This window comes from Streptomyces sp. NPDC005706 (assembly GCF_040631045.1).
GTDB lineage: Bacteria > Actinomycetota > Actinomycetes > Streptomycetales > Streptomycetaceae > Streptomyces.
Window position 1 is genome coordinate 416,224 of record NZ_JBEXYS010000002.1, and the last position, 13,606, is coordinate 429,829.

13 protein-coding genes are annotated in these 13,606 nt (G+C 70.1%); 9 read left to right on the plus strand and 4 right to left on the minus strand.

Features of this window, described 5'->3' with window-relative positions; genetic code table 11:
- The first annotated feature begins 79 nt into the window (after positions 1 to 79).
- Genes ABZ478_RS05450 through ABZ478_RS05460 form a run of 3 tightly spaced genes read left to right on the plus strand, consistent with a single transcriptional unit; the run spans position 80 to position 3,269 of the window.
- A complete protein-coding gene (locus ABZ478_RS05450; RefSeq protein WP_359545561.1) occupies positions 80 to 1,057 on the plus strand; it encodes an ABC transporter permease in 978 nt (325 codons plus the stop codon).
- A 15-nt stretch (positions 1,058 to 1,072) separates the two neighbouring features.
- Positions 1,073 to 2,134 carry an ABC transporter ATP-binding protein gene (locus ABZ478_RS05455; protein ID WP_359545563.1) on the plus strand — a complete coding sequence of 354 codons (1,062 nt, stop codon included), beginning with the start codon at positions 1,073 to 1,075 and terminating at the stop codon, positions 2,132 to 2,134.
- Positions 2,135 to 2,147: 13 nt separating this feature from the next.
- Entirely contained in the window at positions 2,148 to 3,269 is a 1,122-nt protein-coding gene (locus ABZ478_RS05460) for a dipeptide ABC transporter ATP-binding protein (protein ID WP_359545565.1), read from the plus strand.
- 12 nt (positions 3,270 to 3,281) lie between these two features.
- On the opposite strand, the gene ABZ478_RS05465 is transcribed toward ABZ478_RS05460, so the two are convergent.
- Positions 3,282 to 4,022: a class I SAM-dependent methyltransferase gene (locus tag ABZ478_RS05465; RefSeq protein ID WP_359545566.1), complete on the minus strand. Its 741-nt coding sequence runs from the start codon at positions 4,020 to 4,022 to the stop codon at positions 3,282 to 3,284.
- A gap of 120 nt (positions 4,023 to 4,142) precedes the next feature.
- On the opposite strand from ABZ478_RS05465, the gene ABZ478_RS05470 reads away from it, so the two are divergent.
- The 5 genes from ABZ478_RS05470 to ABZ478_RS05490 are packed head-to-tail and all read left to right on the plus strand — an operon-like array spanning position 4,143 to position 9,744.
- Complete coding sequence (locus ABZ478_RS05470) at positions 4,143 to 5,768, plus strand: ABC transporter substrate-binding protein (RefSeq protein ID WP_359545568.1); 1,626 nt, start codon at positions 4,143 to 4,145, stop codon at positions 5,766 to 5,768.
- Positions 5,769 to 5,774: 6 nt separating this feature from the next.
- Positions 5,775 to 6,698, plus strand: coding sequence for an ABC transporter permease (locus tag ABZ478_RS05475; protein WP_359545570.1), 924 nt, complete (start codon positions 5,775 to 5,777; stop codon positions 6,696 to 6,698).
- Positions 6,691 to 7,677 (plus strand): ABC transporter permease, encoded by a 987-nt coding sequence (locus tag ABZ478_RS05480; protein ID WP_359545571.1) that lies wholly within the window; start codon positions 6,691 to 6,693, stop codon positions 7,675 to 7,677. Before ABZ478_RS05475 ends, ABZ478_RS05480 begins: the two co-directional genes overlap by 8 nt.
- Positions 7,678 to 7,685: 8 nt before the next feature.
- The gene (locus ABZ478_RS05485; protein ID WP_359545573.1) at positions 7,686 to 8,669 is read left to right on the plus strand and encodes an ABC transporter ATP-binding protein; all 984 of its coding nucleotides are present in this window, start codon (positions 7,686 to 7,688) and stop codon (positions 8,667 to 8,669) included.
- Positions 8,653 to 9,744: a dipeptide ABC transporter ATP-binding protein gene (locus ABZ478_RS05490; protein ID WP_359545575.1), complete on the plus strand. Its 1,092-nt coding sequence runs from the start codon at positions 8,653 to 8,655 to the stop codon at positions 9,742 to 9,744. Before ABZ478_RS05485 ends, ABZ478_RS05490 begins: the two co-directional genes overlap by 17 nt.
- A gap of 110 nt (positions 9,745 to 9,854) precedes the next feature.
- Here ABZ478_RS05490 and ABZ478_RS05495 read toward each other — a convergent pair whose 3' ends face one another.
- Positions 9,855 to 11,987: a prolyl oligopeptidase family serine peptidase gene (locus ABZ478_RS05495; protein ID WP_359545577.1), complete on the minus strand. Its 2,133-nt coding sequence runs from the start codon at positions 11,985 to 11,987 to the stop codon at positions 9,855 to 9,857.
- 212 nt (positions 11,988 to 12,199) lie between these two features.
- Here ABZ478_RS05495 and ABZ478_RS05500 point away from each other — a divergent pair, with 212 nt between their 5' ends.
- Positions 12,200 to 12,394, plus strand: coding sequence for a hypothetical protein (locus tag ABZ478_RS05500; RefSeq protein WP_358927465.1), 195 nt, complete (start codon positions 12,200 to 12,202; stop codon positions 12,392 to 12,394).
- 34 nt (positions 12,395 to 12,428) lie between these two features.
- Here ABZ478_RS05500 and ABZ478_RS05505 read toward each other — a convergent pair whose 3' ends face one another.
- Both ABZ478_RS05505 and ABZ478_RS05510 read right to left on the minus strand, forming a co-directional pair.
- Positions 12,429 to 12,638 (minus strand): DUF397 domain-containing protein, encoded by a 210-nt coding sequence (locus ABZ478_RS05505; protein WP_359545579.1) that lies wholly within the window; start codon positions 12,636 to 12,638, stop codon positions 12,429 to 12,431.
- On the minus strand, positions 12,635 to 13,519 hold the full coding sequence (locus ABZ478_RS05510; RefSeq protein WP_359545580.1) for a helix-turn-helix transcriptional regulator: 885 nt from the start codon (positions 13,517 to 13,519) through the stop codon (positions 12,635 to 12,637). Before ABZ478_RS05510 ends, ABZ478_RS05505 begins: the two co-directional genes overlap by 4 nt.
- Positions 13,520 to 13,606: the final 87 nt, after the last annotated feature.

Consider the following 13,606-nt stretch of genomic DNA (forward strand, 5'->3'; position numbering starts at 1 on the left):
GGACGCGCACCAGGCGGAGCGCGTCCCCGCACCTCCGTGAAACCTCCCTTTCGTCTCCGCAGAGAGCAGCCCTCCCGCCATGCTTCAGTTCATCCTCCGGCGCACGGTCGGTGCCGTCGTCACTCTGTTCCTCATCGGTGCCGTCACGTTCTTCCTGTTCGTAGCCGCGCCCTCCGACTACGCCTCTCTGGCCTGTGGCAAGGACTGCTCTCCTCAGCGGCTGGAGGACATCCGCCAGGCCCTCGGTCTCAACCTCCCCATCACCCAGCAGTTCTGGGACTTCATGTCCGGCATCTTCGTCGGCCGTGACTTCCCGACCGGTCACTGCACCGCTCCGTGCCTCGGCCAGTCGTTCTACTCGGGCGACATGGTCTGGTCGACGATCATGGACCGCTTCCCGACGACGCTGACGCTCACCGCCGGCGGTGCGGTCGTCTTCCTCGTGGTCGGTGTGGGAGCCGGCATGGTCGCCGCGTACAAGCGCGGCTCCTTCGTCGACAAGGCCGCCACCGGCGCCTCGATGGTGCTCAGCTCGTTCCAGATCTACCTCCTCGGCCCGATCGTCCTGTGGATCTTCGTCTACAGCACCGGCTGGATGGAGAACCCCGCGTACGTCCCCATCACGCAGGACCCCTGGGGCTGGTTCGTCGGCATGCTGCTGCCGACGCTGGTGATGGCCACGATCTTCACCGCGCAGTACACCCGTATGGCGCGTTCCTCGATGATCGAGCAGCTCGCCGAGGAGCACGTGCGCACCGCTCGCGCCAAGGGCATGTCGCGCAAGTACGTCTTCTTCCGCTACGCCTGGCGTGGCGCGCTCATCCCGATCGTCACCGTCCTCGGCATCGACCTGAGCAGCATGCTCGGCGGTGCCGTCGTCACCGAGCTGACCTTCTCCCTGCAGGGCATCGGTCGCCTGGCCGTGGACGGCGCGATCCACAAGGACCTCCCCATGACCATGGGCGTCATGCTGTTCGGTGCCTTCTTCATCCTGATCTTCAACATCCTCACCGACATCGCGTACGCCTGGATCGACCCGCGCGTCCGGCTCTCCTAGGAAGAACGAACCACCGTGACCACACTGACCAAGACCGAGGACGCGTCGGCCCCGACCGGTCCGGAGAGCTTCCTCTCGGTGCGCGATCTGAAGGTGCAGTTCTCCACCGAGGACGGCATCGTCAAGGCGGTCGACGGCCTCTCCTTCGACGTCGAGCGCGGCAAGACCCTGGGCATCGTCGGCGAGTCCGGCTCCGGCAAGTCCGTCACCAACCTGACGGTCCTGGGCCTGCACAACCCGCGGACCTCCACCATCGACGGCGAGATCGTCCTCGACGGCAAGGAACTCGTCACCGCCGGCGAGCGTGAGCTCGAGCGGCTCCGCGGCAACAAGATGGCGATGATCTTCCAGGACCCGCTGACCGCGCTGTCGCCGTTCTACACGGTGGGCCGCCAGCTGTCCGAGCCGTACATGAAGCACCGCGGCGCCTCCAAGAAGGAGGCCAAGGACCGGGCCATCCAGATGCTGGAGAAGGTCGGCATCCCGCAGCCCAAGGTCCGCTTCGACGACTACCCGCACCAGTTCTCCGGCGGTATGCGCCAGCGCGCGATGATCGCCATGGCGCTGATGTGCGACCCCGAGCTGCTGATCGCGGACGAGCCGACCACCGCGCTCGACGTGACGGTGCAGGCGCAGATCCTCGACCTGCTGAAGGACCTCCAGCAGGAGTTCGGCTCCGCGATCATCTTCATCACCCACGACCTCGGCGTCATCTCCCACATGGCGGACGACCTGCTGGTGATGTACGCGGGCCGGGCCGTGGAGCGCGGCAGCGTCCGCGAGGTGCTGCACGAGCCGAAGCACCCCTACACCTGGGGCCTGCTCAGCTCGATGCCGCGCCTGGACAGCGACCTCGACCAGCACCTGACGCCGATCCCCGGCAGCCCGCCCTCGCTGCTCAACCCGCCCGCCGGGTGCCGCTTCCACCCGCGCTGCGCGTTCAAGGAAGAGGTGCAGGGCAACCTCTGCTCGGAGGTGCGGCCGCCGCTGGGCGAGGGTCGCGCGGCCGCGTGCCACCTCACGGCCGAGCAGAAGCAGACCATCTTCATCGACAAGATCCAGCCCCGGCTGCGCTAGGGAGAACTGAGACATGAGCGACAACCTCACCCTCCCCGCACAGCAGGACGCCTCCGGCACGCCGGCGGAGACGCTGCTCGAGGTCAAGGGCCTCACGAAGCACTTCCCGATCTACGGCGGCTTCCCGATCAAGCGGCGGGTCGGCGCGGTGCAGGCCGTCGACGGCATCGACCTCACGGTCGGCGTCGGCGAGAGCGTCGGCCTGGTCGGCGAGTCCGGCTGCGGCAAGTCGACCACGGGCCGGCTCATCACCCGGCTGCTGGAGCCGACCGCCGGCTCGGTCACCTACGCGGGGCAGGACATCACGCACGCCTCGCGCCGGCAGATCGCGCCCGTGCGGTCCGAGATCCAGATGATCTTCCAGGACCCGTACTCCTCGCTGAACCCGCGGCAGACCGTCGGCTCGATCATCAAGTCGCCGATGGAGGTCAACGGGATCGAGCCGGAGGGCGGCCGGGAGAAGAAGGTCCGGGAGCTGCTGGAGCTCGTCGGCCTGAACCCGGAGCACTACAACCGCTTCCCGCACGAGTTCTCCGGCGGTCAGCGTCAGCGCATCGGCGTCGCCCGCGCGCTGGCCCTGAACCCGAAGCTGATCGTGGCGGACGAGCCGGTCTCCGCGCTCGACGTGTCCATCCAGGCGCAGGTGGTGAACCTGCTCCAGGAGGTCCAGCGGGAACTGGGCATCGCCTTCCTGTTCATCGCCCACGACCTCGCCGTGGTGCGGCACTTCTCGCAGCGCGTCGCGGTGATGTACCTCGGCAAGATCGTCGAGGTCGGTGACCGCGAGTCGATCTACAACCGGCCGCGTCACCCCTACACGCACGCCCTGCTGTCGGCCGTGCCGGAGGTCGGCGTCGACACGGAGACCGCGGACCGGGAGCGCATCCGGCTCTCCGGCGACGTCCCGTCGCCGATCCACCCGCCGTCCGGCTGCCGCTTCCGCACCCGCTGCTGGAAGGCACAGGACAAGTGCGCGACGGAGGAGCCGCCGCTGGTGCAGATCTCCGGCAACCGTGCGGGCCACCTGACGGCCTGCCACTTCCCGGAGGACCCGACGACCGAGGCCCGTGACGAGGACATCGTCATGGACCCGGCGCTGGTGGCGCTGGAGGAGGGCGAGACCCCGGAGGCCTGATCCGGACGCGGCCTAGGAAGCCGCCCGGGCCACGGTGATGATCTCGGGGCCGGCGGGGGTCAGTGGCCCCCGCCGCCAGTTCCCGTAGCGCTCGGCGACGGCCAGCCCGGCCTCGCCGAGGAAGCCGTCCAGGGCGTCGGTGCCGAGGAAGCGCAGGGTGCTGCGGCACACCAGCGGCCGGTCCCACCGTGCGCCCGCGTAGGTCTCGGTGAACCCGAGCCGGTCCCCGACGGGGGCCGGCTCGGCGTCGTGCCACACCTTCACCAGGCCTCCGTCCCCGTCGGGGATCTCGTACACCGTCTCCGGCGTCCAGCGCTCCCAGGCGCGGGCCGCCGGATTCCGCGTCTCGAAGACGAACCGGCCGCCGTCGGCGAGCGCCCGCCGGACCCCGCGCAGACAGCCGCGCACGTCCTCGTCGCCGAGCAGCTCCTGGAAGGCGTGACCGGTCATCACGACCAGGTCGAACGCCCCCTCCCAGCGGTGCGTCGCGAAGTCCCCGAGCACCCATTCGACGGCCGGCTCGGCCCGCCGCGCCTGTACGAGCATGGCGGCGGCCGGATCCAGGCCGGTGAGCCGTCCCTGGTGGCCCGCGTCCCGGGCGGCGCGCAGCAGCCGGCCGGTCCCGCAGCCGACGTCCAGGACCGTCTCCGCCTCCATGACGAGCCCCAGGTAGAAGTCGTCGGAGGGGCCCCAGGCGTTCAACCTGTCGTACAGCGAGGCGAGTTCCATGTCGGCGAATGCGCGATCGACCATGCCGTGAGTCTGCCTGCTGATCCGTCGATCAGTAAGGGGATCGGGGAATCCGCCGCGAGCTGTGAGTTTTATATGCCTTTTCGCGTGATATGTCTGAGTACGTATCAGGAGGAGGTGCCGATGCGCGGAGCCGGGCGCGCCCGACGGGCCGCGGGCGCGGTGGTGCTGGCCTTCGCCGCCGCGACGGCCTGCGGAAGCGGCGCCGGCGGCGCGGGCGGCGCCGGATTCCTGTCCTCCTCCTGGGGCGACCCGCAGAACCCGCTGGAGCCGGCCAACACCAACGAGGTGCAGGGCGGCAAGGTGCTCGACATGATCTTCCGGGGCCTGAAGCGGTACGACTCCAGGACCGGCCAGGCGAAGGACATGCTCGCCGAGAGCATCGAGACCACGGACTCCACGAACTTCCGCGTCAGGGTCAGGGACGGCTGGACCTTCTCCAACGGGGAGAAGGTGACCGCCAGATCCTTCGTCGACGCCTGGAACTACGGGGCGAGCCTGCGCCACAACCAGAAGAACGCGTATTTCTTCGGCTACATCGAGGGCTACGACAAGGTCCACCCCGACAGCGGCAAGCAGACCGCGGACACCCTGTCGGGGCTCCGGGTCACCGGCCCCCTGACCTTCACGGTCAGGCTCAACCAGAAGTTCTCCAGCTTCCCCGACACCCTCGGCTACGTCGCCTTCGCGCCGCTCCCGAGGGCGTTCTTCACCGACCACGCGGCCTGGGTGAGCAAGCCGGTCGGCAACGGGCCGTACCGGGTCCGGTCGTACATCAAGGGCTCCGCGATGGCCCTGGAGAAGTGGGACGCCTACCCGGGCCGGGACCGGGCCCGCAACGAGGGCGTCAGCCTGCTGGTCTACACCGACAACAACACCGCGTACACCGACGTGCTGGCCGGCAACCTCGACCTGGTCGACGACGTGCCCGCCACCCAGCTCAAGAACGTGCGGACCGACCTCGACGGCCGCTACATCAACACCCCGGCCGGCATCCTGCAGACCCTCGCCTTCCCGTTCTACGACCCCAAGTGGAACACCGACGGAGCCCGCAAGGTGCGCACCGGCCTGTCCATGGCGATCAACCGCGCGCAGATCACCCGGACCCTCTTCCGCGGCACCCGCACCCCGGCCACCGACTGGACCTCCCCGGTCCTCGGCGCGAAGGGCGGCTACCAGTCCGGCCTGTGCGGCCACGCCTGCGACTACGACCCCGGCGGCGCCAGGAAGCTGATCCAGGAGGGCGGCGGGATCCCCGGCGGGCGGCTGAAGATCACCTACAACGCGGACTCCGGCTCACACAAGCAGTGGGTGGACGCCGTGTGCAACTCCATCAACAACGCCCTCGGCGACGACCGGGCCTGCGTCGGCAACCCGATCGGCACCTTCGCCGACTTCCGCAGCCAGATCTCCCGGCACAAGATGCCCGGTCCCTTCCGGGCCGGCTGGCAGATGGACTACCCGTTGATCCAGAACTTCCTGCAGCCGCTGTACTACACGGGAGCCTCCTCAAACGACGGCACGTGGTCGAACAAGCAGTTCGACCGTCTCGTCGACCGGGCCAACGCCGAGACCGACACCGCCCGCTCGGTCGCGCTCTTCCAGCAGGCCGAGGGTGTGGTGCGGGACAACATGGCCGCCATCCCCCTGTGGTACCAGAACGGCAGCGCCGGCTACTCCGCCCGCCTGTCGCACGTCGCGCTCAACCCCTTCAGCGTCCCGGTCTACAACGAGATCAAGGTCGGCTGAGCCGTCATGGGGCGCTATGTGGTGAGGCGGCTGCTGCAGATGGTCCCGGTGTTCATCGGGGCCACGCTGCTGATCTTCCTGATGGTGAACGTCATGGGCGACCCCATCGCCGGCCTGTGCGGCGAGCGGAGCTGCGACCCGGCGACGGCGGCCCAGCTCAGCAAGGAGTTCGGCCTCGACAAGCCCCTGTGGCAGCAGTACCTGACCTACATGGGGAACGTCTTCACCGGGGACTTCGGGACGGCGTTCAACGGCCAGCCGGTCACCGAGCTGATGGCGGCGGCGTTCCCGGTCACCATCCGGCTGACGATCGTGGCGATCCTCTTCGAGATCGTCGTCGGCATCGCCCTGGGCGTGGTCACGGGGCTGCGGCGCGGCCGGCCCGTCGACACCTCGGTGCTCGTCGTCACCCTCGTGGTCATCGCCGTGCCCACCTTCGTCACCGGCCTGCTGCTCCAGTTGCTGCTGGGCGTCGAGTGGGGCTGGATCAAGCCCTCCGTCTCCCCGGCCGCGACCTTCGACGAGCTGATCGTGCCCGGCCTGGTCCTCGCCTCCGTCTCGCTCGCCTACGTCACCCGGCTGACCCGCACCTCCATCGCCGAGAACAAGCGGGCCGACTACGTGCGCACGGCCGTCGCCAAGGGCCTGCCCCGGCACCGGGTCATCACCCGGCACCTGCTGCGCAACTCCCTGATCCCCGTGGTCACCTTCATCGGCACCGACATCGGCGCGCTGATGGGCGGCGCCATCGTCACCGAGCGGATCTTCAACATCCACGGCGTCGGCTACCAGCTCTACCAGGGCATCCTGCGGCAGAACACCCAGACGGTCGTCGGCTTCGTGACCGTGCTCGTACTGGTCTTCCTGGCCGCCAACCTGCTCGTGGACCTCCTGTACGCCGTACTCGACCCGAGGATCCGCTATGCCTGAACGGCCACGGGAGCAGGACGGTGCGATCGCCGGGACCGGCATGGGAGGCGCCATGGACTTCGCGGCCAGTGAGGCGACGACACTCGAACGGACCCCGGGCGGCCCCGGACCCGGGGGCACGAAGGACACCGGCAGGCCGCGCTCGCTGTGGTCCGACGCCTGGCGGGACCTGCGCCGCAACCCGGTCTTCCTGGTCTCCGCCCTCGTCATCCTCTTCCTGGTCTTCATCTCCCTGTGGCCGTCCGCCATCGCCCCCGGCAGCCCCCTGAGCTGCGACCTGGCCAAGGCCCAGGACGGCCCCGGCCCCGGCGCCCCCTTCGGGTACGACGGCCAGGGCTGCAACGTCTACACCCGGACCGTGTACGGCGCCCGTACGTCCGTCACGGTCGGCTTCTGCGCCACGCTCGGGGTCGCGCTGCTCGGGTCGGTGCTGGGCGCCCTGGCCGGGTTCTACGGCGGTGTGTGGGACTCGGTGCTCTCCCGGGGCACCGACATCTTCTTCGCCATCCCGGTCGTCCTCGGCGGTCTGGTCCTGCTCTCGGTGGTCACCAGCAACACGGTCTGGCCGGTCATCGGGTTCATGGTGCTGCTGGGCTGGCCACAGATCTCCCGGATCGCGCGCGGCTCGGTCATCACCGTCCAGCAGAACGACTACGTCCAGGCGGCCCGCGCCCTCGGCGCCTCCCATTCCCGGATCCTGCTGCGGCACATCGCCCCGAACGCCGTCGCCCCGGTGATCGTCGTCGCGACCATCGCGCTCGGCACGTACATCGCGCTGGAGGCGACCCTGTCCTACCTCGGGGTCGGCCTCAAGCCGCCCAGCGTCTCCTGGGGCATCGACATCTCCGCCGCCTCGCCCTACGTCCGCAACGCCCCGCACGCGCTGCTGTGGCCCGCGGGCGCCCTCGCCGTCACGGTCCTGGCCTTCATCATGCTCGGCGACGCGGTGCGCGACGCCCTCGACCCCAAGCTGAGGTGACGGACGGCATGCTGCTCGAAGTGCGCGACCTGCACGTGGAGTTCCGTACCCGGGAGGGGGTCGCCAAGGCCGTCAACGGGGTGTCGTACGCCGTCGACGCGGGGGAGACCCTGGCGGTGCTCGGCGAGTCGGGCTCGGGGAAGTCGGTGACCGCGCAGGCCGTGATGGGCATCCTCGACATGCCCCCGGGCCGGATCACGGACGGGGAGATCCTCTTCCGGGGCCAGGACCTGCTGCGGCTGAAGGAGGAGGAGCGGCGCGCCGTCCGGGGCTCCGGGATGGCGATGATCTTCCAGGACGCGCTGTCCGCCCTCAACCCCGTGCTCAGCGTGGGCGACCAGCTCGGCGAGATGTTCGTGGTGCACCGGGGCATGTCGAAGAAGGACGCCCGGGCCAGGGCGGTCGAGCTGATGGACCGGGTGCGCATCCCGGCCGCGGCGCAGCGGGTGCGGGACTACCCGCACCAGTTCTCCGGCGGTATGCGCCAGCGCATCATGATCGCCATGGCGCTGGCCCTGGAGCCCGCGCTCATCATCGCCGACGAGCCCACCACCGCCCTGGACGTCACCGTGCAGGCTCAGGTCATGGAGCTGCTGGCCGAGCTGCGGCGCGAGTACCGGATGGGCCTGATCCTGATCACCCACGACCTCGGGGTCGTCGCGGACGTGGCCGACCGCATCGCGGTGATGTACGCGGGACGGATCGTGGAGTCGGCCCCCGTGCACGACATCTACAAGGCGCCCGCGCACCCCTACACCCGCGGCCTGCTGGACTCCATCCCGCGCCTGGACCTGAAGGGCCGGGAGCTGTACGCCATCAAGGGCCTGCCGCCGAGCCTGACGCACATCCCGCCCGGCTGCGCCTTCCACCCCCGCTGCCCGATGGCCCGGGACGTCTGCCGCACCGACGTACCCCCGCTGTACGCGGTCTCCGAGGAGCGCGGCAGCGCCTGCCACTTCTGGAGGGAGTGCCTGGATGACCGCGACCACTGAGCCCGTCCTGGAGGTCGGCGGCCTCGTCAAGCACTACCCGCTGACCCGGGGCATCGTCTTCCGGAAACAGGTCGGCGCGGTCAAGGCGGTCGACGGCGTCGACTTCCACCTGGGCCGGGGCGAGACCCTGGGCATCGTCGGGGAGTCGGGCTGCGGCAAGTCGACGGTCGCGAAGATGCTGTGCAACCTGGAACGGCCGACGGCGGGCTCGATCCGGTTCAAGGGCGAGGACATCACCGGGCTGTCGGGCCGGGCCCTGAAGGCCGTCCGCCGCAACATCCAGATGGTCTTCCAGGACCCGTACACCTCGCTCAACCCCCGTATGACGGTGGGGGACATCATCGGGGAGCCGTACGAGATCCACCCGGAGGCGGCCCCCAAGGGCGAGCGCCGGCGCAAGGTCCGGGAGCTGCTGGACGTCGTGGGTCTCAACCCGGAGCACATCAACCGCTACCCGCACCAGTTCTCCGGCGGGCAGCGCCAGCGCATCGGTATCGCGCGGGGCCTGGCGCTGCGCCCGGAGGTGATCGTCGCCGACGAACCGGTCTCCGCCCTTGACGTCTCCGTGCAGGCCCAGGTGATCAACCTGATGGACCGTCTCCAGTCGGAGTTCGACCTCTCCTACGTGTTCATCGCGCACGACCTGTCGATCGTCCGGCACATCTCGGACCGGGTCGGGGTGATGTACCTCGGGCGCATCGTGGAGACCGGCACGGACACCGAGATCTACGACCATCCGACCCACCCGTACACCCAGGCGCTGCTCTCGGCGGTCCCGGTGCCCGACCCGGAGACCAGGGAGGACCGCGAGCGGATCATCCTGTCCGGCGACGTGCCGTCGCCCACGGACATCCCCTCCGGCTGCCGCTTCCGCACCCGCTGCTGGAAGGCCCAGGAGCGGTGCGCCCGGGAGGTCCCGGCCCTGGCGGTCCCGGCCGTCTTCCGCGGGAACCGGGGCCCGGCGGCCCACGACTCGGCCTGCCACTTCGCCGAGACCCTGCCCGCGGGCCGCTCCGGGCCCGGCCGGGCGGAGGCGGCGGGTGAGCCCGCCGGCAACGGCAGCGGGCCGGGATGACATGGCGCATCCCGGCCCGCTCACGGCACCCGCACGGCCGTACGCTGTTCAGCCTCGCGCGTCCGTATATCGGTACCGCTTCCGTGAAGTTGCCTGTTTGTTAAGGCAGTTCACGCGGATTCGCCGGGCTGGGGCAGCGAACGGCGGAGGAAGTCGAGCTGCAGGCGCAGCAGGTTCTCCGCGACGTTCTCCTGCGGGGTCATGTGGGTCACCCCGGACAGCGGCAGGACCTCGTGCGGGCGGCCCGCGGCCAGCAGGGCGGAGGACAGGCGCAGGGAGTGGGCCACGACCACGTTGTCGTCCGCCAGGCCGTGGATGACCATCATGGGCCGGTGCGGCTCGGCCGCGTCGACCAGGCCCGCGTCGTCGATCAGCGAGTTGCGGCGGTAGACCTCCGGCTGCTCGTCCGGCAGGCCGAGGTAGCGCTCCTGGTAGTGGGTGTCGTACAGCCGCAGATCGGTGACGGGCGCGCCCACCACCGCGGCGTGGAAGACGTCCGGGCGGCGCAGTACCGCCAGCGCGGCCAGATAGCCGCCGAAGGACCAGCCCCGGACGGCCACCCGGCCGAGGTCGAGCGGGAAGTCCCGGGCCAGGGCGTGCAGCGCGTCGACCTGGTCCTGGAGCACGACGGCCGCGAGGTCGTCCCGGATCTCCTTCTCCCACGCCGGCGAGCGCCCCGGTGTGCCCCGCCCGTCGGCCACGATCACCGCGAACCCCTGATCGGCGAACCACTGCGAGGTCAGGTGCGCGTTGTGCGCGGCGACCACCCGCTGGCCGTGCGGGCCGCCGTAGGGGTCCATGAGCACGGGGAGGGGAGTGTCACCGGGGTAGTCCGTAGGCATAAGCACGGCGCACGGAATTCGGCGTGCGCCCCCCTGGGTGAGCGTCACGCGAGGGGACATACCGGGATCCTCGGCGTACGAGGTGACAGTCGCCGTCCGCTTTCCGTCACGCAGCACCTGGACACGGGCCCCCGGACTGTCCAACGTGGCGGACACCAGCACCGTCACGCCGCCCGCCCGCACCGCCGAGTGCACGCCGGGCTCCTGCGACACGCGCTCCACGCCCAGCTCGTTCACCCGGTACACATGGATCTCGCCGATCTCCGGCGACGCGGCCTCCTCGCCCGCGGACGCCGTGACCAGCACGTCGTCGGCCGTCACATCCAGCACCGAACGGATGTGCAACTGCGTTCCGGTCAAGGGCCGTTCGCCCACCGTCAGCACCCGCGCGCCGCCCTCGTCCGCGATCCGGACAAGCTGTCCGGACGGGCTCCAGCAGGGCACCCCGGCGAAGAGTTCCAGCCATGTTGGATCTTCGTCGGCATGCACCATCCGGGTGGCACCGGTGTCCGGGTCCACCGCCAGGAAGAGCTGGCTGCGCTGGTCCCTGGCCTGCACCAGGATCAGCGGCGCCCCCGCGTCCGACCAGTGCACTCGCGCCAGATACGGATAGCGCGCCCGGTCCCACGCGACCTCCGTGCGCCCTCCGTCGAGGCCGAGGACGAACAGGCGTACTTCCGCGTTGGGAGTCCCCGCCGCCGGGTACGCGACGTGGTTCGGGTCACGTTCGGGGTGGGCCGGGTCGGCGATCCACCAGCGCCGCACCGGCGTGTCGTCCACCCGCGCCACCAGCAGCCGGTCCGACCCCGGTGCCCACCAGAAACCCCGGTTGCGGCTCATCTCCTCGGCCGCGATGAACTCCGCGAGCCCGTAGGTCACCTGCTCGCTCTCGGGCTCCGCCAGCGCCCGGTCGCCCTCGCCCTCGGCGCCCGTCACCCGCAGCGCGCCCCGCGCCACGTACGCGATGTGCCGTCCGTCCGGCGACGGGCGCGGGTCGATGACCGGCCCCGGGACCCGGAGTTCGCGAGCCGTACCGGCCCGCAGCTCGGCCGTGAAAAGCCGCCCTGACAAGGCGAAAGCCGCCAACTCCACGGCGGCGTCAGTGGCGTGGCCGACGATGCCGGCCCCGCCCTCCCGGCTGCGCTCCCGGCGCGCCCGCTCCTCGGGCGGCAGCTCCTCAGAGGCGCCCTGCAGCAGGGCGCCCGGATCGGCCGCCAGGCGTTCCGAGCCGTCCGCCGGGTCCAGGACCCAGAGCGAGTTGGCCCGGTCGGTACCGGAGTTGGAACGCAGGAACGCGACACGCGAACCGTCGGGTGCCACCGCGAACGCGCGCGGCGCGCCGAGCGTGAACCGCTGCGTGCGGGCGTGCCGACGGGGGAAGGAGTGAGCCTCGGTCGTCATACCCCGACCATATTGGCCATGCGCCCCCTTGTGCGGCCGTGCGCCGAGCGATGCGCGAGTACGGATAGTTATGATCACTACCGCTGAGTGGGTATGAACCCGCTGGCGTCCGCATGGACTTGCCGTACAGATCGACGCCCGGCATACGACCGGGTCACAACCCCCATAGTCCGAACCCCCCGCGTCCCTGGGATTTTTGGAGGTGAGCCGCCGTGGCACTCTCGATTTCGGCGGTGGTGCTGCTGGCGATCGTCGTCTTCTTGCTGATCAAGAAGTCGGGACTGAAGGGCGGTCATGCGGTCGTCTGCATGCTGCTCGGGTTCTACCTCGCCTCCTCCACCGTGGCCCCCACGATCAGCGAGCTGACGACCAACGTCGCCAGCATGATCGGCAGCATCAAGTTCTGAGGGCTGCCGACGCCGGACGGCGGCGGCAGCCGGCTCAGCCCTCGACCGCGTACGGCACGAAGCGGGACCACGCGGCGGGGGCGAAGGCGAGGCGCGGCCCCTCGACGTCCTTCGAGTCACGGACGTGCACGGTGCGGGGGGCTGTCGCGATCTCGACGCAGGAGTCGCCGTCGGGGCCGCTGCTGTAGCTGCTCTTGAACCACGCCAGGTCAGAGGTGTCCCAGGTGGAAACCTTGTGGGTCATGTCTCTCCAAGCAGTCGCTCGATGAGGGCCAGTGACTCCCCGGGCGGGAGAGCCTGGGCTCGGATCGTGCCATATCGCAGTTCGAGAATGCGCAGTTGCCTCAGCCCGGAGGCCGGGCGGCCGCTGAAGGCGCCGTCCGAGCGTCCCACCGCTGTCCCGTCCTCGAACTTCAGGAGTTCGATCCTGCCGCTCATACCGGGGTGAGCCACGCTGCCCATGGGCATGACCTGGAGCGAGACGTTGTTCAACCGTCCCACGTCCAGCAGGCGTTCGAATTGCTGCTTGCGCACCATTGTGCCCCCGACCCGGCGGAGGAGGACCGACTCCTCCAGGACGAAGCTGAGGAAAGGGGCCGGGGACCGGTCGAACACGGACTGCCTGGCCATGCGGGCGGCCACCCGCCGTTCCAGATCCTCCGGCGAGTAGGCGGGCAGCCAGCACTCCAGCAGCGCCCGTGCGTGCTCGGGTGTCTGCAGCAGCCCCGCGATGCTGCTGCACTCGTAGACTCCGATCTCGACCGCCCGCGCCTCCATCTCCGCCAGATCCCGCACCTTCTTCGGATACCGGACCTTCTTCACGTCCTCCTTCATCGCCGCGATGAGGCCCCCGGCGTCCAGCACCTCGTCCGCCGTGTCCAGGAACTCGGGCCGGGGGATCCGCTTGCCGGCCTCGATCTTGTAGACGAGATCCTCGCCGTAGCCGACCGCCGCCGCGAACTCCCCGGCCCGCATCCCGGCCGCCTCCCGGCGGAGCCGCAACTGCCTGCCCACGGTGGCCACCACGGCGAGCGCCCAGTCGTCGTCCGGATCCACCTCCCACCCGGGCTCATCGGTCTGTGCCGCCCCGGTCCGGACCCGCACCGCCTCACCGTCCACCGACATCCGCGCCCCTCCGTAGTTCCCAGTGACCCTGCGCGACAGCGCGATCACTCATCAAGAGTGGGGCGGCCGGGCGCTCCAGGGTGCGTG